Annotated in this window: 24 protein-coding genes; 6 read left to right on the top strand and 18 right to left on the bottom strand. The window is 57.0% G+C overall.

Annotated features, from left to right (window positions below; genetic code table 11):
• Positions 1–106: 106 nt before the first annotated feature.
• The 4 genes from AR306_RS00975 to AR306_RS00960 are packed head-to-tail and all read right to left on the bottom strand — an operon-like array spanning position 107 to position 4703.
• Positions 107–901, bottom strand: coding sequence for a polysaccharide biosynthesis/export family protein (locus tag AR306_RS00975; protein ID WP_407071170.1), 795 nt, complete (start codon positions 899–901; stop codon positions 107–109).
• An 11-nt stretch (positions 902–912) separates the two neighbouring features.
• Positions 913–1824 carry a glycosyltransferase family 2 protein gene (locus tag AR306_RS00970; protein WP_101495683.1) on the bottom strand — a complete coding sequence of 304 codons (912 nt, stop codon included), beginning with the start codon at positions 1822–1824 and terminating at the stop codon, positions 913–915.
• Complete coding sequence (locus tag AR306_RS00965; protein ID WP_101495682.1) at positions 1824–3278, bottom strand: mannose-1-phosphate guanylyltransferase/mannose-6-phosphate isomerase; 1455 nt, start codon at positions 3276–3278, stop codon at positions 1824–1826. Before AR306_RS00965 ends, AR306_RS00970 begins: the two co-directional genes overlap by 1 nt.
• A complete protein-coding gene (locus AR306_RS00960; protein WP_101495681.1) occupies positions 3279–4703 on the bottom strand; it encodes an undecaprenyl-phosphate glucose phosphotransferase in 1425 nt (474 codons plus the stop codon).
• A 298-nt stretch (positions 4704–5001) separates the two neighbouring features.
• Here AR306_RS00960 and AR306_RS00955 point away from each other — a divergent pair, with 298 nt between their 5' ends.
• On the top strand, positions 5002–5169 hold the full coding sequence (locus AR306_RS00955) for a type II toxin-antitoxin system HicA family toxin (RefSeq protein WP_101495680.1): 168 nt from the start codon (positions 5002–5004) through the stop codon (positions 5167–5169).
• A gap of 597 nt (positions 5170–5766) precedes the next feature.
• Positions 5767–7203 (top strand): Fic family protein, encoded by a 1437-nt coding sequence (locus AR306_RS00950; RefSeq protein WP_206167936.1) that lies wholly within the window; start codon positions 5767–5769, stop codon positions 7201–7203.
• 214 nt (positions 7204–7417) lie between these two features.
• Here the strand turns inward: AR306_RS00950 and AR306_RS00945 are convergent, their stop codons facing one another.
• The 5 genes from AR306_RS00945 to AR306_RS00925 are packed head-to-tail and all read right to left on the bottom strand — an operon-like array spanning position 7418 to position 13004.
• Positions 7418–8533, bottom strand: a complete 1116-nt coding sequence (locus AR306_RS00945; protein WP_101495678.1) for an ABC transporter permease — start codon at positions 8531–8533, stop codon at positions 7418–7420.
• Between the two features lie 2 nt (positions 8534–8535).
• The gene (locus AR306_RS00940; RefSeq protein ID WP_101495677.1) at positions 8536–9654 is read right to left on the bottom strand and encodes an ABC transporter permease; all 1119 of its coding nucleotides are present in this window, start codon (positions 9652–9654) and stop codon (positions 8536–8538) included.
• The gene (locus AR306_RS00935) at positions 9651–11402 is read right to left on the bottom strand and encodes an ATP-binding cassette domain-containing protein (protein WP_101495676.1); all 1752 of its coding nucleotides are present in this window, start codon (positions 11400–11402) and stop codon (positions 9651–9653) included. The genes AR306_RS00940 and AR306_RS00935 overlap by 4 nt, the downstream gene beginning before the upstream one ends.
• A complete protein-coding gene (gene hlyD, locus AR306_RS00930; RefSeq protein WP_101495675.1) occupies positions 11395–12399 on the bottom strand; it encodes a secretion protein HlyD in 1005 nt (334 codons plus the stop codon). The genes AR306_RS00935 and hlyD overlap by 8 nt, the downstream gene beginning before the upstream one ends.
• Entirely contained in the window at positions 12396–13004 is a 609-nt protein-coding gene (locus tag AR306_RS00925; protein WP_101495674.1) for a TetR/AcrR family transcriptional regulator, read from the bottom strand. Before AR306_RS00925 ends, hlyD begins: the two co-directional genes overlap by 4 nt.
• 217 nt (positions 13005–13221) lie before the next feature.
• Here AR306_RS00925 and AR306_RS00920 point away from each other — a divergent pair, with 217 nt between their 5' ends.
• Positions 13222–13722 carry a hypothetical protein gene (locus tag AR306_RS00920; protein WP_101495673.1) on the top strand — a complete coding sequence of 167 codons (501 nt, stop codon included), beginning with the start codon at positions 13222–13224 and terminating at the stop codon, positions 13720–13722.
• A 122-nt stretch (positions 13723–13844) separates the two neighbouring features.
• Here AR306_RS00920 and AR306_RS00915 read toward each other — a convergent pair whose 3' ends face one another.
• From AR306_RS00915 to AR306_RS00900, 4 genes are all read right to left on the bottom strand, one after another.
• Positions 13845–15143 (bottom strand): ferredoxin reductase family protein, encoded by a 1299-nt coding sequence (locus tag AR306_RS00915; protein WP_101495753.1) that lies wholly within the window; start codon positions 15141–15143, stop codon positions 13845–13847.
• A gap of 159 nt (positions 15144–15302) precedes the next feature.
• Entirely contained in the window at positions 15303–15572 is a 270-nt protein-coding gene (locus AR306_RS00910) for a PepSY domain-containing protein (RefSeq protein WP_101495672.1), read from the bottom strand.
• Positions 15573–15781: 209 nt separating this feature from the next.
• Positions 15782–17107 carry an ATP-binding protein gene (locus AR306_RS00905; RefSeq protein WP_206167935.1) on the bottom strand — a complete coding sequence of 442 codons (1326 nt, stop codon included), beginning with the start codon at positions 17105–17107 and terminating at the stop codon, positions 15782–15784.
• On the bottom strand, positions 17100–17777 hold the full coding sequence (locus AR306_RS00900; protein ID WP_101495670.1) for a response regulator transcription factor: 678 nt from the start codon (positions 17775–17777) through the stop codon (positions 17100–17102). Before AR306_RS00900 ends, AR306_RS00905 begins: the two co-directional genes overlap by 8 nt.
• A gap of 121 nt (positions 17778–17898) precedes the next feature.
• Between AR306_RS00900 and AR306_RS00895 the strand changes: the two genes are divergently transcribed.
• Positions 17899–18225, top strand: coding sequence for a PepSY domain-containing protein (locus AR306_RS00895; RefSeq protein ID WP_101495669.1), 327 nt, complete (start codon positions 17899–17901; stop codon positions 18223–18225).
• A 161-nt stretch (positions 18226–18386) separates the two neighbouring features.
• Here the strand turns inward: AR306_RS00895 and tnpB are convergent, their stop codons facing one another.
• Together tnpB and tnpA are read right to left on the bottom strand one after the other, a co-directional pair.
• A complete protein-coding gene (gene tnpB / locus AR306_RS00890; protein WP_166627862.1) occupies positions 18387–18701 on the bottom strand; it encodes an IS66 family insertion sequence element accessory protein TnpB in 315 nt (104 codons plus the stop codon).
• Positions 18702–18733: 32 nt separating this feature from the next.
• Positions 18734–19045 (bottom strand): IS66 family insertion sequence element accessory protein TnpA, encoded by a 312-nt coding sequence (gene tnpA, locus AR306_RS00885; protein WP_101495667.1) that lies wholly within the window; start codon positions 19043–19045, stop codon positions 18734–18736.
• A 328-nt stretch (positions 19046–19373) separates the two neighbouring features.
• Here tnpA and AR306_RS00880 point away from each other — a divergent pair, with 328 nt between their 5' ends.
• Both AR306_RS00880 and AR306_RS00875 read left to right on the top strand, forming a co-directional pair.
• Positions 19374–20948, top strand: coding sequence for an McrB family protein (locus AR306_RS00880; protein ID WP_206167933.1), 1575 nt, complete (start codon positions 19374–19376; stop codon positions 20946–20948).
• 24 nt (positions 20949–20972) lie between these two features.
• Complete coding sequence (locus tag AR306_RS00875; protein WP_101495666.1) at positions 20973–23339, top strand: restriction endonuclease-like protein; 2367 nt, start codon at positions 20973–20975, stop codon at positions 23337–23339.
• 18 nt (positions 23340–23357) lie between these two features.
• Here the strand turns inward: AR306_RS00875 and AR306_RS00870 are convergent, their stop codons facing one another.
• The 3 genes from AR306_RS00870 to glnA form a co-directional block, all read right to left on the bottom strand.
• Complete coding sequence (locus tag AR306_RS00870; protein ID WP_101495665.1) at positions 23358–23741, bottom strand: DUF3127 domain-containing protein; 384 nt, start codon at positions 23739–23741, stop codon at positions 23358–23360.
• A gap of 129 nt (positions 23742–23870) precedes the next feature.
• On the bottom strand, positions 23871–24740 hold the full coding sequence (locus tag AR306_RS00865; protein ID WP_101495664.1) for a DMT family transporter: 870 nt from the start codon (positions 24738–24740) through the stop codon (positions 23871–23873).
• A gap of 93 nt (positions 24741–24833) precedes the next feature.
• Positions 24834–26237 carry a type I glutamate--ammonia ligase gene (glnA, locus tag AR306_RS00860; RefSeq protein WP_101495663.1) on the bottom strand — a complete coding sequence of 468 codons (1404 nt, stop codon included), beginning with the start codon at positions 26235–26237 and terminating at the stop codon, positions 24834–24836.
• Between the last annotated feature and the right edge of the window lie 15 nt (positions 26238–26252).

The following is a 26252-nucleotide window of genomic DNA, read 5'->3' as shown; positions in this document are numbered from 1 at the left end:
CATTAGCGAAACATGCTGACCAACTTCATCTTAGCCGTGCCGGTCCGGCAGTCACGCCACCAAACCGGCAAACAATCAGGCTTTCTTGTTTTCTATAACAGCATAATCAGGGAGTAACACTTACAGGCCCATTATTTATGTAGTTGGTATTACCACTATTCTTGACGCCCTTGTTGTTCAGGTCGTAGTTGAAGCCCACACCAATTCCCTTGTTGATCGGGAACAGCCGCGTAAAGTACATATCGATGGCCTCAACCGTGCGCCCGATGCCCGACTGGGGAACATAAATCAGGTCCCCACGCTGCATTACAACCGCCTGACGGCCCGGTTTTTTGAGCATTGCCGACATGTCAAAAAAGTACATGCCGTATCGGCCCTCTTCATCCAGCCTGAGCAAAGCCACCTTGCGCATGTCCGCCGTGGGCAGTACCCCGCCCGACGACATCAACACCTGCTCAATGGTTGCAGTACCAGTCAGGTCAAAGAAATCCGGATTGGGAACTGCGCCCCCGACAAAAACCCGGTTGCTGGGTGCAATGGCGATATTTACCGTGGCCCTGGGCTCACGATAAACCTTTGCATATTCACGGGTTACCAGCTCGGCCACTTCCTCCGGTGACAGGCCCGCAACCTTCAGTGTGCCCACGTCGGGAACGGAAATGTAACCGTCGGGCCGAACCTGGAACAATGTCATGTCATCGGCTTCGGCCGGCTCGCGAGCATCACGGACTATGCGCAACGTATCGCCACTGAGAATTACCAGCCGGGGCGGCGGCAAGTCGGCCAAGGCCATGCCTTCCTGCTGATATGCATCCGCAGTTTTACCGCCAGGAACCGACACATGCGCCGGTGTACTGCAGCCGGCAAGCACCAGGCCCGCACCGGCGAACAACGCCATCATTATCGTTCTTTTCATTGCTTCACCCAATAACCAAAAAACATGCCAACCCTGCGTTTCAGCCAGTTCGGCAAATACGCCTCAGTCCGGCCAAGCTTGTATCCAATCAGCTTGCAACCATTTCTCACAAATGCGCTCGGCAACAAGTACCACTGCCCATCCTGCAGTGCCATTTTCATTTCGCTTGAAACAAACCGGCGCCCCTCTCCGGTAGCTGCACCAAAGTGCTCGTCAATCCAGCGCTCACGCCCATAAAACACGCCAATATCAAAATAGCGCCGAAATTCTTCCAGAATGCTGTAGTGATGTGAGTGCTCCACCCTGGCTTCCGCCACGTAATGCACTTTGTGCCCGGCCAGCAAGACCTTGCCAGCCACATATGCATCTTCACTGCCAATGACATCCTGCGGAAAGCCGCCCAGCTGCTCCAGAACACTTGCGCGATAAGCCGAGCAGGAGTCCGAGCTGAAGCAGGTTTTCACCCCCAGCTCAGCCGCATCCGCAAGGCTTTTTAGGCGGCTCTCTGCTCCATAGTTGTAGAGCCGCGCATGCCGTTCAAACAATCCGCTTCCCGGCCTGGGCAGCTGGCGTGCATAGGCAACAGCCACCTCGGGGTTTTCAAACGCTTCCAGCAATCGTTCAAAGCAGTCCGGCTCGGGAATGGCATCCTGGGTCAGCATGAAAATCACATCGGCAGCAACCTGCCGCCGTGCCCACTCCCGGGTACCACCATGATTAAACTCGCTGGCAGAAATTACATGCACGTCTGCGCCCGCAGCTTCAAAACGCTCGACCGTATCGTCCGACGAACTGCTATCCACCACCAACCACTGATCCGGCCGGACCGTTTGCGCAGCCAGCGCCGGCAGCAAGCGATCCAGCCAGGGCCCGGCGTTACGCACGGGGATAATCAGTGCAGCACGCATCAAACCGGCTCCCCCGAAGTGTCACGTCCATACACATCTTCATAGCGGACAATGTCATCTTCACCAAGGTACTCACCACACTGGACCTCGATCAGTACCAGCTCAATCAGCCCGGGATTGCTCAACCTGTGCTTTTCACCAATACGGATAAAAGTGGACTCATTGGTGCGCAACAAAAAACTGTGCTCGCCATTGACCACCTCTGCAGTACCGCTGACCACTATCCAGTGTTCACTACGGTGGTGATGAGCCTGCAAGGACAGCGAAGCCCCGGGTTTAACCACAATTCTTTTTATCTTGTAGCCGTCATCGTCTCTGAGAACTGTATAGGTGCCCCATGGCCGAACCGTAGTCAGATGCCCAAGAAAAGCCGGATGCCCCTTCTCCTTGAGTCGCTCGGCTATGACCTTGACTTCCTGGCTCCGGTCTTCATGCGCAATCAGTAGCGCATCGGGCGTATCCACCACCATTAGTCCCTCTACGCCCACAGCCGCCGTCAGGCGTGACGGGCTGTCGATATAGCAGTTACGGGTGTCATGCAGTATGACCTCGCCCTGGATACGGTTACCCTGCTCATCCGCCGGTGCCAGGCTGCTTACCGCCTGCCACGAGCCGATATCGCTCCAGCCCAGGCGGCAGGGTACAACTGCCACCCTGTCTGAACGTTCCATCAACGCAATATCAATGGAAACATCTTCCACCATGGCAAAGGTTTCGGCATCCAGCTCAACCTGCTCATAATCCTGGCCGCTTGCATGCTGCCCCTGCTGCCAGCAGGCCTCCACGCTCTGCAGCAAACTGGGCACATAACGCTCTGCTTCGGTCAGCAAGGTGTCAACGCTCATACAAAACATGCCCGAGTTCCACAGATGGCTACCGCTGGCAACAAACTCCTGCGCCAGCTCCAATTCAGGTTTCTCCAAAAACTCGGCTACCTGATAACCCGCCTCGCCAAGAGCATCTCCGGTACGGATATAACCAAAGCCGGTTTCCGGATACTCCGGCTGCAAGCCAAAAGTAACCAGATAGCCCTGCCCTGCCAGCTCCTGCGCACGCCTGACCGCTTCAGCAAAGGCCGGCTCGTCCTGTATCAGGTGATCTGCCGGCAAAACCAGCAGCTGCGCCTGCCCGCCACACAATTCACGCACACGCAAAGCACAGAGTAATACCGCAGCTGCCGTGTTGCGCCCAAAAGGCTCAAGCACCAGCTCGCAATCTTCCTGCAGTTGCAACGCTCGGTAATCATCCAGAAACCTGAACAGGAGCTCGCGATTGACCACAGTCAGAAGTTTGCCGCTGTCGGTAACTGCTGCGGCCCGGCGCAAGGTTTTTTGCAGCAGGGTTTCGTCATCATGCAACCGGATAAAAGGTTTGGGCATGGTGTAGCGTGAAACCGGCCACAAACGGGTGCCCGAGCCACCAGCAATAATGCATGGAACAAGATTACTCGACACTTAATAAGCCTCTTTGGAAAACAGTACGGAAGGAATGGTTCGCAGCAAGATGTACAGGTCAAAAAGAATAGACCAGTTCTCTATGTACTCAAGGTCGTACTCAACCCTTTTTTCAATTTTTTGCAGGGTGTCTGTTTCACCGCGATAACCGTTAACCTGCGCCCAGCCGGTAATGCCGGGCTTTACACGGTGCCTGGCGGCGTAGTTTTGCACGGCATTTTCAAACAGCACTCCAGCAGCCTTCGTGGCTGTTGCATGCGGCCTTGGCCCCACCAGCGACATTCTTCCACTCAGCACGTTAAGCAATTGCGGCAACTCGTCCAGACTGCTGCGCCTTAGCCAGCGCCCAATCCGGGTAACCCTGGCATCACCCTTGACCGTTTGCTGGCTGGCGTCCATGTCACGCTCGGCGTGATACATCGTCCTGAACTTGTACACCTTGATCAGGACATTGTTATAGCCATAGCGCTTTTGCTTGAACAGCACCGGGCCTTTTGAATCCAGCTTGATCAACAAGGCAATAAGCAGTAACAAAGGCATCAGGGCAACCAGCATGATCGAACCAATCACTAGGTCTTCAGCCCTCTTGAGAACAGGCGACCAGCCGCGCAGCGGAAAGTCGGACACGTTGAACATCGGCATGCCACCCACTTCCGAAATCCGGTTCCCGGCATAGCGGAATGCCGACATGTCCGGCACCAGCAAAACCTCAACGGAATAGCTGCGTAAAACAGCCATGATTTGCTCCATCCGGTGCGCCGCTGCCCACGGCAGCGCCACCAGCACCTGATCTACTTTTCTGCCCTGTATCAAACTGACCAGCTCTTTCGTATCACCCAGCACAGGAATCCCTTCAACCACGGGGTCAAGTCGCCCTATCCTGTCGTCAACAAAGCCCAGCAAGCCTGAACGGATATCCTGCTTTTGCCGCAAATACCTGGCCAGCTCGCACCCGCTCAGGGTGCATCCCCAGATCACCGAGCGGTGCAGGTAAGCACCAGCACGCATCAACCACCGAAACACACGCAAGGTCAGCAGGCGCAAACCAACCAGTGCAATCAGGGTGACAACAAACCAGATGACATAATGCATCGTTTCAAGCCCCTGAGCCTGGCCAACACCCTGCATGAGGATGACCAATGCCAAAAACGCGGCACTCCAGGACAGCACGGTCTTCTTGAAGCGATAGTTATTGGTAAAAAAACTATTGGAGTAAATACCCAGCACCTGAAAAACCAGCAGTGCTATTGCGGAAAAACTGAGGCCCGCATAAAACGCATAGTAAACATCGGTGCCTGCCTGACGAAGCAGCAAGCAAACTGGCAACCCTACTGCCATGGCATGCAGCAGCCTGGACAAAAAAAGGGCATACCGCGCAAGACTATTGCCCGACAGCCGTGATGTTTTATACTGTAACGCCTTCATCAAGCCTGCCTCACTGCCCCATAACCTTCCATGGAGCCTTGTTTGTCACTGAATCCGCTATGCGCCCATCCTGACCGACAAAAGGGCGACCCTGCACGATACCCCGAGCCCCGGGCATCTTGCGATACGAGCGCGCCATCATACCAGCCATCAATGTCAAAAATAAGTAAGCAGTTCAAGTTTATGTCAAAAACACAGCACTCAGTAAATCACCCAAGTGCAAACAAACCCAAACGCATTGAAAACACATAACCCTAGAGTTACCATCCAAAATAGTAATCGAGCCAAGGAAGAGCCAATGCACAGCAGGAAATTGATCAAGGAGTTGGAACCAGCCAGCTGGCCCCTTCAGCGCACCAAGGGGAGTCATCACATATTTAGACATCCGGATCACAAGCTGCCCCTGCCTGAGCCGCGTCCGAAGAAAGATTTACCAGCCGGAACAGCTAGTGGCCTGTGCGGTTAGTTCGTTAATTCGAGTTCGGATGACTGAGGTTTCGAGACAAGGCGCTGTGACGAATCATAGCGGGGCTATTGCGAGGTATAGCAACGTAGCATCGGAATCTCAGACGCCGAAACTGACTAATGGAATTAACCAAACAGGCCACTAAATCAATCAAAAATCAGGCAGGTCTGGTATGACAAACCCTGTGTATGACGCACAGATCCAGTCAGTGGAGGCGAACATGCAATATCCAAGCTGGATCGAACGGGGCAGCGATGAAACCACATATGGCATCCGTCCCCGATATACCCAATGCCGTAACCGCTAGTGATACAGGCGCTGGACATCGAACTGCATGCACGACCGTCAACATGATTGGACTTAAACCAGACAGCCGCCCTTGCGCCCTTCCTCCAGTTCTTCCTCCGCTGCCGTAGCATTTTCGCTGCGCCCAATCGCTTTCTTAGCGATAACCCAAAAAATATCACTTCAAATTGATTTCCATAGATTTCGACAAATATAATCGTTTTTCACAGCAGATAATCGTTTTTCATAAATATGCCGAATCCTAAACCCCTAGTCCCTGCTGGTTACGCCGCCCTGGTTGGGCATTACGCCTTGCGCGTACCCGCACTGACCAAGACCTATGCCACAGGCAGCACACAGAGCGTTCGGCAGCAGCCCGGCTGCACGGTGCTATCGCCACGCTATGCACCCAGCAACGACCTGCGTGGTCAGCTTACCTTTGCCCTGAAATATCAAGGCATCCAGCTGCACATTTTGCGGCCCCTGTTTCAGCAGCTGAACTCCAGTGAAATCGTTGCATGGGTCAAAGACCAGCCTACCGGTGCCTACAGCAGACGTATCTGGTTCCTGTATGAATGGCTGATGGATTGCCTGCTACCACTGGATGACTGCCAAGGCGGAAATTATGTCTCCCTTGTGGACGATAAACTGCAATTCCCCGGCCCTGTCCGCAAGGCAAAGCGACAACGCATCAACAACAACCTGCCCGGCGTGCAGAACTTTTGTCCCATGATTGATCGTACAGCCGAACTGGAAAAGTGGTTGGAGCGGGATCTGTCGCAACAGGCCAACGCCATTGCCAACCAATGCCATCCGGATGTTCTGGCCAGAGCCGCCGCGTTTTTGCTGCTGGCTGACTCCAAATCATCCTATGTCATTGAGGGCGAGCAACCTCCGCATACCCGTATTGAACGCTGGGGTCGCATTTTGGGCGAGGCCGGCAAGCACCCCCTCAGCCTTGTCCACCTGGAAAACCTGCAGCGTATTGTCCTTGCCGATGATCGCTTTGTTACCGCCGGTCTGCGTACAGAAGGCGGTTTTATTGGCCAGCACGACCGGCGCAGCGGGCTTCCCTTACCGGAACACATCTCGGCAAAAGCTGAAGACCTGCCCAAACTTATGCAAGGCTTGCTGGATGCCTGGCAGCTGCTGAGCGAGTCTGATTATCCGCCAGTGCTGACTGCCGCCGCCCTGGCTTTTGGTTTCGTGTTTATTCACCCCTACGAAGACGGTAACGGCAGACTGCACCGCTATCTGATTCACCACGCTCTGGCCGCAACCCGTTTTGTGCCCGAAAAAGTCCGCTTTCCGGTATCCAGTGTGCTGCTTGAGCGTATCGAAGACTATCGCCATGTCTTGCAGGCTTACTCCCTGCCGCGGCTTGAATGTATCGACTGGCAACCTACCGAACGCTACAACGTGGCCGTCACCAACGAAACGCTGGATTTGTATCGATATTTCGATGCCACACAGCAGGCGGAATTCCTGTACCAGTGCATTGCTACGACCGTGGACAAAACCCTGCCTGAAGAAATCGCCTATCTGGAAAAACACGATGAATTTGTCGGCCTAGTCAGCCAGACCCTGGATATGCCTGCATCGCTGATGAACCTGCTGCTGCGCTTTTTGCAGTCAGGCGAGGGCAAGCTGTCACAACGTGCCCACAACAAAGAGTTTGCCAAACTGACGGCCAGCGAGGTTGAGATGATAGAGGCGGCTTGGCAAAGGATTTTTCTGAGGAAACACTGAATAATTACCTGCGTTGTCAGGGCTGTGTTAAAAACTGACTCACAACCCTTGGGTTGAACGTGCTTTAGCACGGCTGCGTAGCAGTGAGCGAAGCGAATAAAATGCTCATTTACAACTTGTAAACTGCGCTTTTTCGCCATTTTTTGCCTTGCCCTGACTGCCTCGCCAACATTATTCAGCGCTTCCTCAAGCAAGCGTAGCGGGCTTGATGCATTTATTGCAGACGCCCGCGCACCAGCCATACCGCGGCTCCCAGGCAGGTTGCCGCAATGCAGGCCAGCGGCCACAGGCTGTGCAGCACATCCCGCGTGGGCAGCCCCTTGAGAAAGCTGCCCTCGACAATGATCAGAAAGTGCGTCAACGGAATCAGCTGGGCCAGCCACTGCAATACCTGTGGCATGTTTTCCACCGGGGTGGCAAAACCTGACATCAGCACAGCCGGAATGCCAACAGCAAAAGCCGCCAGAATCGCCTGCTGCTGCGTCATGCTGATGGCCGACAGCATCAGCCCGATGCCAACCACCGACAGGATGAACAGGGTCAGGCTCAACAGCAGCCAGCCAAATGATCCGGTAAAGGGAATGCCAAACAGGAAGACCCCGGCGGCGATCATTACCAGCCCGAGCAGGGTGCCGATCAGCAAGGCAGGCAATGACTTGGCCAGGATGATTTCGGTGGTTGTGGTGGGTGACACCAGCAGCTGGTCAAAGGTGCCCATTTCCCGCTCGCGGGCAATGGAAAGCGAGGTGATCAGCAGTGCACTGAACAGCGCCAGAATACCGGTCAGCCCGGGTACGGTGAACCAGCGATAGATCAGGTTCGGATTGAACAGGTGGCGCACCGCGGCCGGCTCGGGAACGCTCAGCTCGTGCTGAGTTTGTGCATTGACCGAGGCCGCGATCCGGTTGAGATAGGCCAGGCTGATCTGCCCTGCGTTGCTGCGCCGGCCATCGACCAGCACCTGTACGCTGGCCGGCTCGCCGGCACTGATGGAGCGGGAAAAGTCCGCCGGAAAACTCAGCGCGGCAATCACCTCCCCCCGCTCCAGCATCTGGCCCAGATGCTGCTGGCTCTGTGCCTGATGGATGCGGCTGACAAAACCGGCCCCATGCAGCTGTTGCAGATACTCGACCGACCAGCGGCCGTGGTCTTGGTTATATACCGCCAGCTCGATATTGCGTACTTCCAGGGTGGCCGCGAAGGCAAACACCAGCAGCTGAAAAATCGGGGGGACAAACACCACCATGCGACTGCGCGGATCACGCAGGATACTCAGCACTTCCTTGATGAACTGGGCACGCAAGCGCGGCCAGACAATGATGCCTCGCATATTCAACCCTCTAGATTCTTGCGGGTGGCCCGCCTGGCCAGGGCGAAGAACAATAGCCCTATGCCTGCCATGGCCAACAGATTGGGCAAAAATACCGCCCAGACATCACCCGCAAGAAACACTGTCTTTAACGAATCCACGAAATAACGGGCCGGAATCACATAGGTCAGAGCACGAACGACAGCGGGCATTGCATCAATTTCAAACAAGAAGCCCGACAGGATAAAGGCCGGCAAATAGCCGGAAAACAGGGCGATCTGTGAAGCCAGAAACTGGTTACGCGTCAGCGAGGAAATCAGCAATCCCTGTCCCAGCGCCGGAATCATGAACACTGCCGACAACAGCAATAGCGCCCACAGTGAACCGCGTAACGGTACGTCAAACACCTGCACCGCCAGCAGGGTAGCACCCAGCATGGAGAGCATGGCCAGCACAAAATACGGCAGCAGCTTGCCGATCAGGATCTGGTTGACCGAGGCCGGTGTCGACATGATGGCCTCCATGGTGCCGCGCTCCCATTCCCTGGCGACCACCAGCGCGGTGAGCAGGGTGCCGATAATGGTCATGACAATGGCAATGGCGCCGGGCACCAGCGCCCGCCGGCTTTCCAGCTCCGGGTTGAACCAGAATCTTGGCTCCAGCTGAATACCGCCCTGCTGCGCCGCGGCAGCTTCCGGCAAACCGGCCCGCCAGCTTTGCAGCACGCCCAGAGTGTAGTTTTCGACATAGTTGGCCGTATTCGGTTGTGAGCCGTCGGTCAGCACCTGCAGCAAGGGTTGTTCGCCTCGCTGAGACAAACGCTGTTCGAAGTCGGCGGGAATGACGATGTAGCCACGCACCTGCCCCGAGACCAGTGCAGGCATTGCCGTGCGCCGGTCCTGCACAAACTCCGGCTGCAAATAGGCTGTTGCCGCCAGCGCAGCGGCCAACTGCTGCGCCTTGGCACTGCTTGACTCGTTGACCACTGCAACCGGCACATTTTTCGCGTCCAGCGATACGGCATAGGCAAACAGCAGCAGCAAGATCAGCGGCAGTACCAGCGCAATCAACAGGGTGGACGGGTCACGCACTGCCTGCAGGCTTTCCTTGTGCACCAGCGCCCATAAACGACGATGACTCATGGCTGCACCTGCGTCGCCTGCGCGGCGGTTTCAACCAGATGAATGAAGGCATCTTCCATGCTGGGGTCCGGGTTATCGGTCGTGGCGGCCTGACGTTTAAGCGCATCAGGCGTATCCAGGGCAATCAGCCGTGCCTGGGACAGCATGGCGACGCGGTCGCAATACTCCGCCTCGTCCATGAAATGGGTGGTCACCATGATGGTGACGCCCTTGCGTGCCAGCCCGTTGATATGGGTCCAGAACTCACGCCGGGTGATGGGGTCCACACCGGAAGTCGGCTCATCCAGAAACAGCACCGGCGGACGGTGCATCAAGGCGCAGGCCAGTGCCAGGCGCTGCTTGTGGCCCAGTGGCAATGCATCCGGCGCGCTGTCGAGCCAGGGCTCCAGATCAAAGGTTTCCACCATCTGGGCAATGCGCTGGTTCTTTTCGTTGCCTTCCAGGCCATACACGCCGGCTGAAAACTCCAGGTTCTGCCGGACCGACAACAGGCCATACAGGGAAAATTTCTGCGCCATGTAGCCCAGCTGCCCCTTGGCGGCACCGCTGGCACGACGCAGGTCCAGCCCTACCACCCGGGCCTCGCCCGAAGTCGGCTTGAGCAGTCCGCACAGCATCTTGAAGGTGGTGGACTTACCGGCCCCATTGGGGCCGAGCAAACCGAAGATTTCGCCCTTGCGTACCTCGAAACTGACCACGTCGGTGGCGGTAAAATTGCCAAAGCGCTTGGTCAGCTGATTGCAGGATACGGCAATGTCCGAAGCCAGCCGGACCGGTTCCAGTCGTTCGGCCAGCGCTGAGGTTCCACCTGGTCCGCCGCCAAGCAAATCAATGAAGGCATCTTCAAAACGGGGTTCGACAGCTTGCAACGGCACCCCTGCCCGGCTGGCCAGCGCTTCAATGTCCGTGCGCCCGGCTCCATCACGCAGTACCACACGCACACCAGCCCCCTGGATCACGCCATCGCTGACCGATGGCAAATCCAGCGCCTCGCTCAGCAGTTGCCGGCGCTGGCTGTCCAGATTTTCCAGCCGATAACTGCGACCACGCAGGCGCCGGGTCAATTGTTCAGGCGCGCCCTGATAGAGCAGCTGGCCCTGATCCAGCAGCAACACCGACTCACAGCGCTCCGCTTCATCCAGATAGGCGGTCGCCCAGATCACCGCCATGCCCTCATCGGTCAGCGTCTGCACCATGCGCCACAGATCCTGACGGCTGACCGGATCCACACCAACGCCGGGTTCATCCAGCAACAGTACCCGTGGCCGCGCCATCAGGGCACAGGCCAGTCCCAGCTTTTGTTTCATTCCACCCGACAGTTGACCGGCCAGACGGGCGGTAAAAGGTGCCAGCCGGGTGAAGTCCAGCAGCTCCTTGAACAAGCCGCTCTGCTGACCCGCATCCAGACCACGCAGCCGCGCATAGAGGCGCAGGTTTTCCAGCACGCTCAGGTCTTCATACAGGCCAAAGCGTTGCGGCATGTAGCCGGTTGCCGCATGGATCGCCTCGGCCTCACGCACCGTATCCAGACCGGCGACACTGGCCTGGCCACTGTCAGGATGCAGCAAGCCGATCAGGATGCGCATCAGGGTGGTCTTGCCGGCGCCATCCGGCCCGACCAGCCCGGTCAGACGTCCGTATTCCACTCGCGCACTCAGGCTATGCAGGGCCTGCACGGGGCCAAAACTCTTGCTCAGCTCCGTCAGCTGCACCGCAGGTGCACTGTTGCTCGCCAGCAGATCATTCATCCGCGCCGGTTCTCTGCAGCTCGACGGTAACCGGCATGCCCTGACGCAAGGCATCATCGGCATCACTGACCACAATCCGCAGCCGGTATACCAGCTCGGTTCTCAGGTCAGTGGTTTCTACCGTTTTCGGGGTGAATTCGGCACGTGGCGAAACAAAACCGATCTGGCCCTGATAGACACGCTCACTGCTATCGCTGTGTATCAGCACCTGGCGTCCGGGCACTACCTGGCCCAGATCGGGCTCGCCCACATAGGCACGTACATACACCGGATGCTCAAGGCTCAATGTATACACAGCAGCTTGGCTGACCAACATGCTGCCGGCTTCCCGTACCCGTGCCAGGATAACGCCATCGGCCGGTGCCAGCAGGCGGGTATCAGCCAGGGCGGTTTCTGCCTGGGCCTCGGCAGCCTCGGCAGCGGTCAGCCGGGCCTGCGCCGCGGCAATGTCTTCTTGTCGAAAGCCTTCGATCGCCTGCGACAAAGCTGCCTGTGCGGAATGGACCCGGGCTTGCGCCTGCTCGTGGGCAGCCTGTGCCGCATCCGCCATGCTGCGGCTGACAGCCCCATCCTTGACCAGCACCTGCTGGCGCTGATGATTGGCCCGGGCATCACGGGCAACCGCCTGTGCCTGGTTCAACGCAGCCCGCGCCTGCTCGACTTCCTGCGGGCGCAAACCGGCCTGCAGCTTGTTCAGCTCGGTACGGGCCAGCAAGGTATTGGCACTGGCAACCGCCAGCGCCTCCCGGTAGGGCTGGGCATCCAGCTCGGCCAGCAAGGTGCCTTCGGCAACCCGGTCACCCTCATCAAAATTCAGGGTCTGCAAGCGGCCCGGCTGACGAAACGCCAGTTGCACCTCACGGATATCCACATTGCCGTACAGCAACAGACGATCACTGCGGTCCTCAGCCTGCTGCTGCCACAGATAAAACAGCACTGCCGCAACTGCCAGCAGTATCAATAAAACAACGGGAAGCCTGCGTTTGACAGCACTCATGGGTGAACCTCCAGGCTACGTCGAAACAGTGCAAAAGCTGCAGGGGCCTGCTGGCTGATCAACTGTGCCTCACCACTTACCGTCGCCTGAATGACCAGCGCCTGAATGCTGCCGATATACAGACTGGCCGCGGCCCGGGTGTTCAGCTGCGGATAAAAGACACCCTGCTCAATGCCCTGCTGCAAATGGAGTTGCAAGCGCTGGCTGTACTCCTGCAGCAGGGTTTCCACCATGGACTTGATCAGCGTTTTACCGGGACGCTGCAGTTCTCCAAACAACAGGCGCGGCACACCCGGGTGCCGGGCAACAAAGCTGGTATGAGCCATGAACATCGCTTCCAGTGCAGCAAGTGGACAACCTGCTTTGGCGGCAGCGCGGTCCACCCGGTCCAGCAAGCGCTGGCTGACCCACTGCATGGTGGCTTCCAGCAGCATCTCTTTGCTGCTGAAGTGCCGAAATAGTGCTCCCTGAGTCAGCCCCATGCGCTGGGCAATTGCAGTGGTGGTGATTTCTGCCGGGTTCTGTTCGGCCGCCAGCTCGACCACCGTCTCTATGGTCAGCTCTTTGCGCTCGGCGGCAGTAAGCTGTCTGGGTTTGGTATTCATATGGTCTTCATAGTAAAGTAAGTAAGCTATTACTAACTTATCGGTGATACCAGGTTTTTGCAATACGAACCGGTCAGAAAATGAAGCGCACCCTGATGGATGCGCACAAACAACTGATTGCTCAGATCATTGTGTTATTTTCTGCAAAGGCCCAGCCTGGCTTTAACCGGAACCCGAAATATCAAGCACCCCTTACTTGACTACTCAAGGAGTACCAATGAAAAACATCAAGCTCTTTACCCGGACAACCATTTTGTCTGCTCCACTGCTTTTCGCTTTTGCTACCCAGCCTGTCTGGGCAGATGCCGACGCACATGACCACCACGACCTGTCCAGCGCTACCCTGGAACTGAATCAGGGCCAAAAATGGGCCATTGATGCGCCGCTGCGCCAGGGCATGAATGCAATTCACGGCAGTGTTGCCGGTGCAATTGAGCAAATCCACGCAAACCAGATGTCAGCCAGCGGCTATCAGCAGCTGACCACAGAGATCAACGAACAGCTGGCGTATATCTTCGAAAACTGCGAGCTGCCGGCAGATGCTGATGCCCAGCTGCATATAGTGCTGGCCAATGTCATGCATGACCTGGAAGCCGTTGAAGGCAAGGCCGAAGACAAATCACCTACCGATGCGGTAGTCAGCATTGCACAGATGTTGAACAGCTACGGCGACTTCTTCGACCACCAGGGCTGGCAAGCGATCGACCTGTCACACTGATATCTACGCTGATCGCAACAACCTTGCCCAAAACACACAAAGCCCGGACTCTTATCTAATCCGGGCTTTGTTTTAGCTGGCAGTCACCCAAACTGTATGCGCCTGGATGAACAGCCGAGTGGTTAACGCATTCTGAACAGCTCCCTGTGCAGGTTGTGCGGGTTCATGCCCAGCTGGTTCATAGCCTGTGCAATGCTGTCGGCAAAACCTTCCGGCCCACAGAACCACACCCTGGTGTTGTCACCCCGTCCGGCCAACAGCTGGCTGGAGTCCAGCTTGCCATCACGCTGGCTGAGGTGAACATGCAGGCGGATGCTGGGCAGCTTCTCGCACAGCTGCTGCAGTCGATCGGCAAACACCGCTTCCTGTTCATTGTTGGCGCAGTAATGCAGGCTGGCTACTGGTGCCTGTTCCGGCCGCTCTTGCAGACCTTCCAGCCAGGCAATGAAAGGAGTCACACCAATACCGGCTGCCACCCAGACCTGTTCCTCGTCACCTTTTTGTTGCGGCAGATCGAAGCGACCATAGGGACCTTCGACACGCACTGACTGACCGGGCTGAAGCTCGCGCACCAGCTGACGGGTATGATCACCCAGCGCCTTGATGGCAAAGTGCAGCTGGCCATTGCCCTGGTCGGCGCTGGCAATGGTGAAGGGGTGCGGGTCTGCAATGCCCTCAAAGCGGACAAAGGCGAACTGACCGGGCTCATGCTGCCAGCGACCATCCAGCTGGCACACCAGCTCAACCATGTCTGACTGCAGGTGACGTACTTCCAGCAGCTTGCCACTGTGAGTACGGCTGCGGCCAATGCGGCCACTCAGGCTCACCAATGCTGCGTAGGTACCCAGAACCGAAGCCAGCGCAATCAGCATGCCGGTCGGCTGCAACCACCACTGTGCCGGAGTCAGCACAATGCTGTGGAACACGATAATCAGATAGAACACGGCAAGCGCCTTGTGCACATAGCGCCACAGGTGATACGGAAAGCGCTGCCACAGGGCCACCAGCACCATGGCGGCAAAGATCCACAGTGACCACTCGCCAAGATCCTTGGCGCTGCCACGGAACACGTCCAGAAAAGTCTCTATGCGCGGTCCTTTGGTTGCCTCGCCAAACAGCATCAGCATCGGCCCCTTGGCCAGTTTGATGCCATAGTGCAACAACGCAAACACCACCGACCAGATGCCGGCCCACTTGTGCAGGCTGTACATCTTGTCCAGACCGCCCAGCGGTTTTTCCAGCCAGTGCGGACGGATGGCCAGCAGCATGACCACTGTCATCAACATAAAAGAAGCCAGCCCGCTGAAATAGATCAGCTGTTTGCGCCAGGCCCACACATCCCAGTCTGGCAGCAGTCCGATGGAAGGCAGCAGCCAGGCGGCCATGCCAACCAGTACAGTGCCCCAAATCAGTTTTTTCATGGCAAACATCCTCTCTTCAGATGGCTGCAGGATAAAAGCCATGCCTTAAAGCAAACTTAATGGGCAATTCAACTTGGTTTAAGGCAGGCACATGGAATCGGTATAACCAGGTCGCACCTGAACTCGGGTGCGACCTGTGCAACAGGCTTTGGTACAGACTCAGTCGTCGACCTTCTCTTCAACCACCAGCATGGTGGTCGGGTCCAGCTTGAGCTCGAACTTCAGTTTGGCACCCAGCTCCTTGCGGGCGCCATCGACTTCCCAGAAGCCTTTTTCCATTTCAATCTCACCCCAGCTGACAAAGCCGGCAGTGGTCAGGGCAGTTTCCAGTGCCGCACGTTGCTGGGCATCCGGATGTTCACCGGCATGGGCCAGAGGCATAACGGACATCAGACCGGCAACAGCGATAGCAAAAATTTCAGTTTTCATGACAAAGCTCCTAAGTGGAAAATTCACCCGGCATACAGCAGTGGTTGCTGCAAGCCATCGAGTGCCCGGACCAAGGCCGGAAAGATGTGCTGGCTATCAGCTCCGGGCTACTTTGGGTGGGCAGTTTCAATTTATCGTCGCAAGCTGACAGCAAGCTGACAGAGTGAAAATAAATTCGATTGGCTGCTTTTCAGTGTCGAAAGCTGGAGTCAGCCTGCCTGTACCGGCAGCATCAGACGTGCTTCAAAGCCGCGCTCCCGGTCCCGTGCCGGGGAGCTTAATTCCAGCCGGGTACCTATGCGCAAACAGATGGCCTGAACGATGGCCAGCCCCAAACCACTACCCGTGGCCCTGGCCTGGCCACGCTCGAAACGCCGGGTTAGCTGCTGCAATACCTGTTCAGGAATGATGTCGCAGTCGTTGCTGACCGACAGAAGCCCACTGTCATCAAGACGGACATGCACGGGAGTTCCTGCCGTGCCGTGACGCAGTGCGTTTTCCAGCAGGTTGCGGTACAGGATGGCAAACAGATCCGGATCCAGATTCGACTGCACCGGCCGCTCTGGCAGATCCAGAATCAACCGCCCCGCATTGCCATTGCGGGTCAGATCCATGCCAAGCAGCTCCATGACCGGACGCAAATCCCCGGCCCTGTCCAGAAACAGCTGACTGCCTTCAGCACGGGCCAGCTGCATCAGCCGCTCGGACATGACCGTCAGGCGTTTCAGGGTACTTTCAATATCCAGTGCGCGCTGGCGGCTCCGGTCTTCTTGTGTCTCGCGTTGCAACAGCTGTGCCTGTGCTATTGCGCCAGCCAGGGGAGTACGCAACTCGTGTGCCGCATTGGCGGTGAAACCGCGTTCGGCAGCAAAGGCACTGGCCAGTTTGGCCAGCACTTCATTCAGGGTATTGGCAATGGGTGTAATTTCGGCAGGCAGCCCGTCGGTTGGCAACAGGGACAAGTCATGCTCATCCCGGTGCGCCAGCCGATCACGGAACCTGTTCAGGGAAACCAGGCTGGTACGTATGACCAGGATGATGGCCAGCAGGGCCAGCGGCATGAAGATCAACACCGGCAGTCCCAGGGAAAGCTGTATGTTGCGAATCATTGCCTGTCGATGCGCCAGCGGCTCGGCCAGACTGATGCGGATCGAGCCTTGCAGGCTGTCTTCGTTATAGATGCGATGCGTCTCTGTTTGCCGAAAACCAGAACCGTCCCAGGCGGGAAACTGCTCCGGCACGGCATCATGGGATCGCAACAGAATCCTGCCCTGCGGGTCGCGAACCAGGTAGGTAAGCAGCTCGTTGTGGCTGTGAATGGTGGCCAGGCGCCTGGGTGTATCCTGTTGTTCGTTTTCGAGGATGTCCGCCACCGCCAGCGGTAAAATACGCTGTGCCGTTTCCTGCAGGGCCGAATCGAATACACTCTCGATTTCGGTACGTATCTGCCGGCTGGTCAACACTGCAGAAGCCGCCCAGAGTGCAAGAAACAACACGCCCAGCAACAGGGCGATGCGACCTTGCAAACTATTCACTGGCTGCATCCTGAGCCGGGCCCAAGCGATAGCCCAGTCCGCGCTCGGTAAGAATCAGGCCCGCCCCGAGTTTCTTGCGCAAACGGCTGACCAGCACTTCAATGGTGTTACTTTCGATTTCCGCATCGAAGGAGTACAGCTTGTCCTCCAGCTTGGCCTTGGACAGTAACTGCCCCGGACTGCCAAGGAACGCCTCCAGCAGTGCCCACTCGCGACCGGTCAGGGCAACAGGCTGCTGATTGCGCAAAATCTTGCGTGCCGCCAGGTCAATCTGCAGCTCTCCAACAGTGATCAGCGGGTTGGGATTGCCGCTGTAACGGCGGGCCACAGAACCAATGCGTGCAGTCAGCTCGCTAAGATCGAACGGCTTGACCAGATAATCATCTGCTCCGGCATTCAGCCCTTCAATACGATCGGATATCTGATCCATGGCCGTGAGGATGATCACCGGAGTGTTCTGCCCTTGCTTGCGAAGCGTGCGCAGGAATGGAATACCCCGACCGTCAGGCAGCATCAGGTCCAGCAGGATCAGATCATAGGAGGCAACGGACAACGCGCTTTCTGCCGCCCCCAGACGCTCCACGCGATCAACTGAGTAGCCCTCGCTTGCCAGCTGGTCCTGTATGGCCGAGCCAAGAACCAGATCATCCTCAATCAGTAATATGCGCATCGTTCAATCTCCCGGCTGAACGAGATGATGTTTTGTCCCGGACTGAAATTTTTTCATTTCTTCAGGGTGCTGTCAGATTGGAGAGCGAGTATGCTGCTGTCAACCTTGCAGGAGAATAGCAATGAACATTTTAGTGCTGACCGCGGCAGTGACAGCCCTGACGGTTTCCGGCCTTGCCCATGCAGATGATGACTGTCGCAGCCCGATGTCCGAATGGCATCCGCGCGAAAGCGTTACCGCCTTCGTGAGCGAGCTGGGCATAACCACAGAGCGCCTGAAGGTGGATGATGGCTGTTATGAAATCCACGGCCGCGATGTGGACGGCAACCGGGTGGAACTGGAGATTGAACCGGCAACGCTGGCCGTGCAAAAGCTCGAAGTCAGCTTTCAGCCCAATGCCGACATTTCCCGCTATCTGCCACGCAAACAGGTCACCGGCAACCAATAGCAGTTGGCCGCATCCGGCTGTGGCAACAAACAGCGTCTGTCCGGCACAAAATGCTGGACAGGCCTCTGATGGTCGGACCGGTACTGTTCATGACCAGCATCATTCCCGGCTTTTTCCAGCCCCATGACTGGCTGGCGGCATTGGCGCTTGAGCGATGGCACTCAGCCGCCAAGCTGCATCAGGAAACTACTGATCCTTGTCGACGGACTCGCAGCCTGTCTGCTGTGTATTGCCATGCAAATAGTCCAGAAATCCTGCCGCCAGCGGCCAGCTTTGCAGCAGTGCATCTTGTAATAGAGGACAAAGCCGTTGTCTTCCCACATCACGCACTTGATCTTGTTGCGCCGGCGGTTGGTAAAGGCGTACAGCGCACCGGAAAACGGGTTGTGGCCCAGCTCGCGCTCGACCAGTGCGGCCAGCCCAAAGGCCTGCAGGCGAAAATCCACCGGCGCGCGGTACAGATAAATCTGCGGCATGTTCTGCGCCGGCCTCAGATAACGCGGCCTCATCACAGCTGCCTCAATAGGGATAGCAATACACCGAGATTGTCATGGCCGATGCCGGTGATGCTCAGGCCGCCGGCCAGGTGAATGCACAAACCATGGCCACCGGGCTGGCCAGCGGATAAATCATGCCGGCGTGTCACACGGGCAAAGCCCGCCGCACCGGCCTGCTGCTCATCCGCAAACTTCTTGCGCCAATAGCAAAACTGGTGATAGTTGAGCGCATTCTGCTCGGCAAACTGCTTGATGGACAGGCCCGAAGCCTGGTGTTGCTCAATCCGCTGCTGCCAGGTGGCGCGAAGCTCTTGGTTGGACATTGAAAAACCTCCGAAAAAAGTACGGAGGCCAGTGTGGGCAGCAGAGTGCCGAAGGGGAAGATGCGGATTTAGGGGCGCTTACGGAAAAGCAGCAAAACGGGTAAAACCGTAAATAAAAACTGTATTTTTGGCTCTGGAGCCGAGTTTTCAGTGCTGATTTTTGAAATTACATGAATCCTCTGACTTGAGCGGTTTTATTCAGCGCTTCCCTGAAATAATCTAAACCGAAACAATCACTAATTTGAGGCTCTTTCAAAATTTGCATGCTAATCGCACACCTATTACCCTGGTAAACTTCGATAGCCAAGCCCCGCACTCAGGCCGACAGATGAAATTCAATTTGAAGCCAGGACTCACCATTGGCGATGGTGCTCGCTCCTTTGTGGTTGAAAAAGCAACAAACGAACTAATTCACGTTCGAACATCGCAGGAAAACAACCCGCTGCGGTTTATTCCAACCGCTATTCTGCGCGATCTCGTCGAAGCACTCAGGACCAACCAAATCACCATTCAAGATATTTCTAGAAAATATCGATCTGACGCTGGGCTACCTCATTTATTCGATGAGTTGAAACTAAACTACGATAAGTTTGCACTTGGCTATGATGCTACCTTTCAAAAGCTCTGCGAATACATTCTAGAGAACCCCGCAGAGGCAGACCTGTTCATAGAAAGCCGTTCTAGTAACTCAGTTTCTGTACCCAAACCCTTCCTGCTCCTCGCCGGAATCTCCGGCACAGGCAAGTCTCGCTTTGTACGCGAACAAGCCAAATTTCATCCACAAAACAACAACTTCTGTCTGGTTGCGGTACGTCCCGACTGGCACGAACCTAGTGATTTGCTGGGTTACAGTTCGCGGCTATCGGGCAAAACCGAGTATGTAGCCACGGATGTGCTGCGCTTTCTGGTAGCGGCATGGCGCGATTTGTTGCAACAGGGCTTTGCACTGGAGGGAGATGGTAGCCGCACCCTGCTGACGGGAAACAGCAGCCAACTGGATGCGGCAGTGCCCTTCTGGCTGTGTCTGGATGAAATGAACCTAGCGCCTGTGGAGCAGTACTTTGCCGACTATCTGGCCCTAACCGAAACCCGTGACTGGAGCTGGGACGCAGACGACTTCGAATACGGCTGCGATGCCCTGCTCAATGCCTCGGCACTTGGTGAGCTGGAGCCGGAACAACAGGAGGCACTAGCCCGCACGCTGCAGCTAGAAACGGAAGACGAGTCCGGCACCGATCATTTACTGTGGCAGCACTTTCTCGAACATGGCATTGCCATTCCGCCCAACCTGATCGTGGCCGGCACGGTAAACATGGACGAAACCACCCATGGTTTTTCACGCAAGGTGATCGATCGCGCCATGAGTTTTGACTTTGGCGAGTTCTTCCCCAACGACTTTGACGACTTTTATGCAGGCAGCATCAGCCATGTTCCGCTGACGTTCCCCCGTCATTCCAGCGGTAAAGAGGCTATTGAAAAAATCGATACCGAAGCCAGCATCGAGTTTCTCAAGGCCGTCAACAGCGTGCTGAAAGGCTCACCGTTTGAGCTAGCTTACCGCGCACTCAACGAGCTGTTGCTGGCGGTACATTGCCATGGCACGCCCAAGCCGGGCGCAGACCTGCAGGCAGTGTGGGATGACTTCCTGATGCAGAAGGTTTTGCCCCGTATCGAGGGTGATGCCGACAAGTTGCAGAGCAATGGCGACCATAACCTGCTGACCCGTTTGCACGAAGTTCTGGAAGTACAACTAATTGATATCTGGGCTGATGACAAGATCCGCACCGATTTTTACCGTCTGGAAAATGACCAGCCAGCACGTACAGCCTGTCGTTCCAGAATCAAATTACAGTGGATGCTGGATCGTCTTAACAGCTCCGGCTTTACCAGCTTCTGGCCGTAACGGTTTTCGCCTGGAGGCTGATGCATGCCCGAGCTGTTGCAGATCATCACTGAAGACTTCGAGCTGACTGTCTGGAGCAGGGATATTTCTGCACGCCAGCAAACCCATGACAACACATTAAAAAACCATGGCCAGCAAAGTCAGGCAGCCGGCGTGCGCCTGTCGTCAGCGGCGCTGACGCTGCGCGTTCAGGGTGAAGAAGTCGAAGGCGAGCCAGTGTCTGTGCTAGAGCTGCCCCGGCCTCTGTTTTTCGAAAATACCGAATACCAGTTTGAGTGGATCTTCCACGAGGACGTGACCAGTGCCGAACTGACTCATCGCAGCCGGCAACTGAATGACGGTTTCCGCTTTGCTCCAGCACGCGGCTCGATGCCGGCGCGACTAACCGGTAATGTACAAACCGGCAATGATGTCGGCTGGCTGCGCTTGCCCGTGAGCTATACGCGCCACGGCAGAGCGCTCCAGCATGCGCTGGCGGTCGAGGTGCTGCCCACCAAGATGCTGCTGCAGCGTGATCTGCCCGCCATGTATGAGGTAATCGACCAGAGCTTTCCGCTGTGGCGTTTCAGCCTGGTAGAGAAAACCGGCCAGGATGCGGCCAGCAGCCGCCAGCGCGGCAACTTTCCGTTGTTGTGGCTGGCCCAGTTTGCCCGTTTGCGCGAGAAGTTCGAGCAGGGGTTACAGGTCATCCGCCTGGCACCACACAGCCGCTTGCAGGCAGATGTCCGCTACAGCCGTGCTGACCGGCTCAAGGGCCGTATTCCGCATCGGCTGGGCGAGCGGGTACGTGATGATCTGGCCAGCCAGCGCACTGACCGCCGCTATCGAGTGGAGAAAAAACGGCTCAGCGTGGACACGCCGGAAAACCGCTTCATCAAGATGGTGGTCAGCAAGAGCCGCCAGCAACTGGCCGGACTTGAACAGCGCCTGCGCCTCGGCAATCAGGTACCGGACCGCCAGCGCCTGTCGGATGCCTTTCTGCAGGAACTGAACAACTGGCAAAAACCGATGCAAAAGATGCTCGATCGCAGCTTTTTGCAGGAAGTTGGTGACTACACCGGCATGAACGGCGAGTCACTGGTGTTGCAGCAAAAAACCGGTTACAGCAGTGTTTACCGCGTCTGGCAGGAGCTGAAATTTTATCTGGACGTGCTGGCCGGCCAGTCCGAAGTGTCGATGAAGTCGGTAGCGGAAATTTACGAGATCTGGTGCTTTCTGCGTATCCGCCAGATGCTGCTGGATGACCTGGGCTTTGAGGAAGTGGCAGCCAAAAAGTCCGGCCTGGAGCTCAACGAGTTTTTTGAATACCGCCTGCAAGACGGCTTTGCCGGTGCATTCCGCTTCAAGCGTTCGGATGGCGTAACCGCCTCTCTGGCCCACGAGCCGAGATTCACGCGCAAAGGTGTTTCGATCCGCTCTTACCTGGTGACACAGAAGCCGGATATCGTGCTGGAGGTATGCCTGCCTGGCGGTACTCGCGACAAAGAGCGGCGTTTTATCTGGCTGTTCGACGCCAAATACCGTATCAAGACTGAACGAAATCAATACGAAGAAGATGATATCGACAGCACGGATTTTGTACCGGACGACGCCATCAACCAGATGCACCGCTATCGTGATGCGCTGATCGCCCTGCATGATTCATCCACCGACAATCAGCGCAAAAGCCGCCCTGTATTTGGCGCATTCGCGCTTTATCCGGGGCATTTTGCACAAGACGATTACAACCCTTACGCTGATGCCATCAAAGAAATTGGCATTGGCGCGTTTCCCTTGCTGCCCGGCGCGTCCAGTGATGGCTGGCTGCTGGATTATCTGCGCAGCCAGATCGGTGATACCGGCAATTACACCCATGAAATGGCTGATGCCCTGTTTGTACAGGATGCCGCCCGTATTCCAGTGCATGGCATGAAGCAGGTGCTTTACCCCGACCTGTGCATGACGATTTCGCTGGGTGGTGCAAGAGAGCGTGACCGGGACTATTTCGAGCGTTTTGAGCAGGGAACGGCTGGCTGGTATCACATGCCGCAAGCAACCTTTGTCGGCAAATTCGAGCAGCATGTGGTGGAGGAAATCCGCTATCTGGCGCTGGCCCGTACTTCTCCGAGCGATAGCAACAGCAAACAGATTGACCGCATCTGGCCGGTACTGGGGGTCCGCCTCGGACCACGTCATGCCATTACTGCGGCCATGGCCGGCAAGGCATCAACCTCGGACACTGCCTATTACCTGTTCAAACTGGGCCGGCCGCTGACCCTGCATCAGCCGATCTACAGAGTCCCGCACGCCATTCGGCCTTCTATGAAGCTGACCACGCTCAAGCTGCTGGAGCAGCAGAGCCTGTTCAGCCAGCTGCCTGCGGTTTACCCCCACACCCTCAACCAGCCCTGATCCGCCTGTTTCGCCGCATCAGAACGGAAAATCATCATCATTCGGCGGTGGCGTCTGATCGAAGCCTCCCCAGCCATCAGCCGTATCCTGGCTGGCCACTCCAGACGTTTTTTCGATACGCCAGGCCTGCAGGCTGACAAAGCATTTTTCCGGCTTGCCCGGTGCGCTCCACAGCCGGCCCCCGAGGTTGAAGGCCACCTTGACCTCGTCGCCTTGCCGGTAGCTGTCGAGCAGCGCACATTTGTCCTTGACCAGCTCCAGCGCCACATAGTTGGGGTAGCTGGGGTTTTCGCCCTCGCCGGTCAGTTTGATGACAAATTCACGCTTGGTGAAGCCGTTCTGGCCGTAGGTGCGCGTTTCGTCGATGCTGTGTATTTCACCTTGAATATCAAAACTTGCCATGCTGTTTTCCAGTACCTGATATCAGTCGCGTTTAAAACAAAAACCCGCACGTCGGTGTTGCGGGTGTTTTGCCGTGAACCCTAACAAGCCATGCGTCAACATGCAAGATTGCCGCCGCGTCGCGCTGGCTCAGGCCGGCTTGCCCTTCCAGCGTTCGGCAAGGAACACGCCCAGCAGGATGATGGCGGTGCCGATCCAGTGGTACAGCTCGATCGCCTCGCCCAGCGTCAGGGCGGCAATGAACAGGCTGAGGATCGGCATCAGGTTGAAGAAGATGGCAATGCGGCTCGGGCCCATCAGGCGCACGCCATGCATCCAGGCCAGCGGCGCGATCATCGAGGCGGCCAGGCAGGCGTAGAGCACCAGCGGGATGTTGTCCATGTTCAGCCCGGTTTTCGGCTGCAACAAGAACAATGGCAGCTGCACGATGATGGCGGCCAGCATTTGCAGGTACATCATCTGCATGGCGGAGATTGCTACCTGCCAGTGCTTGAGCAGGGTGCTGTACAGGGCATAGGACAACACCGCGCCAACCATCAGGGCATCGCCACGGTTGAGCCCCTGTTGCACCAGTTGCCCCAGCTGGCCGTTGGACACCACCAGCAGCACGCCGATAAAGGCGGTGGCGGCACCAACGATGGCCGCCGGGGTCAGCCGTTGCCTGAGCAGCATGAGGGCCAGTACCAGCGAGATGCCAGGAATCAGCGCCTGGATGATGCCGATGTTGGCCGCTGTGGTGTACTGGGCGGCAAAGTACATCAGGCTCTGGAACATGGCCATGCCCAGGGTGCCCATGATGAAGATCTTGCCCAGGTGCGGGCGGATGCGCCACCAGTTGCGCAGCGTCGGGCGCAGCATGAAGGGAGTCATCAACAGCCAGGCCAGGAGCCAGCGGTAAAAGCCGATTTCGGTCGGCTCGATGCTGCTGGCGGACATTTTGGTGATGACAGTGTTGCCGGCCCAGGACAGCACGGCCAGCAACGGAAAAATGTAATGCATGAGGATAGGGTATTACAGCAAAGCAGCACCGCACGGGCGCAAGTGAATGCAGGCCGGATCAGTTACCGGCCTGCAAGACCGGTTGTGGCAGTATCAGCAGCTGTAGTACAGCTCGTATTCCAGCGGGTGAACGAAGGTGCGCACGCGCAGCTCTTCAGCGGCCTTCAGTTCGATGTAGGCATCAATGAAATCGTTGCTGAACACGCCGCCGCGCAGCAGGAAGTCGCGATCCTGATCCAGCGCATCCAGCGCTTCCTTGAGGCTGCCACACACCTGCGGAATGTGCCGTGACTCTTCCGGTGGCAGATCGTACAGGTTCTTGTCGGCCGGATCACCGGGGTGGATGCGGTTCTGGATGCCGTCCAGCCCGGCCATCAGCAGCGCGGCAAAGGCCAGATAGGGGTTGGCGGACGGGTCGGGAAAACGGGCTTCGATGCGGCGGGCACGCGGGCTGGTGACGTAGGGAATGCGCACGGAAGCCGAGCGGTTGCGTGCCGAGTAGGCCAGCATCACCGGAGCTTCGAAACCCGGCACCAGGCGCTTGTAGGAGTTGGTCGAGGGGTTGGTCAGGGCGTTCAGCGCCTTGGCATGCTTGATGATGCCGCCGATGAAGTACAGCGCCGCGTCGGACAGGCCGGAATAGCCTTCGCCGGCAAAGATGTTCTTGCCGTCGGCGGTGATCGACATGTGTACGTGCATGCCGGAACCGTTGTCGCCGTGCAGCGGTTTGGGCATGAAGGTGGCGGTGCGGCCGTAGGCATCAGCGACGTTGCGCACCACGTATTTGAGGGTTTGCACCTCGTCGGCCTTGGTCACCAGGGTGTTGAACCTGACGCCGATTTCGTTCTGGCCGGCGGTGGCCACCTCATGGTGGTGCACCTCGACTTCCTGGCCCATTTCTTCCAGCGCGTTGCACATCGCGGTGCGAATTTCGTGGTCGGGGTCGTTGGGCGCTACCGGCATGTAGCCGCCGCGCACGGCAATGCGATGGCCACGGTTACCACCTTCCAGCTCGGCATCGCTGTTCCAGGCCGCCTGCGCGGAGTGGATCTTGAACATGGCGCCAGACATTTCAGCCTTGTATTGCACCTGGTCAAAGATGAAGAACTCCGGCTCCGGGCCGACCCAGAAGCTGTCGCCGATGCCCGTGGCCTTGAGGTAGTCCTCGGCGCGCTGGGCCAACGCACGCGGGTCACGGTCATAGCCCTGCATGGTCGAAGGCTCGATCACGTCACACATCAGGATCAGGGTTCTTTCTTCGGTGAAGGGATCGAGTACCGCGCTGTCGTCATCCGGCAGCAACAGCATGTCGGAGGCTTCGATACCTTTCCAGCCGGGCATGGAAGAGCCGTCAAACATGGCACCCTGCTCGAAAAAGTCTTCATCCAGGTTGCGTGCCGGGAGGGTGAGGTGATGTTGCTGCCCGCGAATATCGGTAAAACGAAGGTCAATCCATTTCACATGGTGTTGTTCTATTAATGCGAGCGACTTCAACATCTGGGTCTCCAAAAC

It is taken from the genome of Thiopseudomonas denitrificans (assembly GCF_002866065.1).
Classification (GTDB): Bacteria; Pseudomonadota; Gammaproteobacteria; order Pseudomonadales; family Pseudomonadaceae; genus Thiopseudomonas; species Thiopseudomonas denitrificans.
The sequence above is the reverse complement of the archived record's forward strand: the minus strand, read 5'-3'. Positions and strand labels throughout refer to the sequence as shown.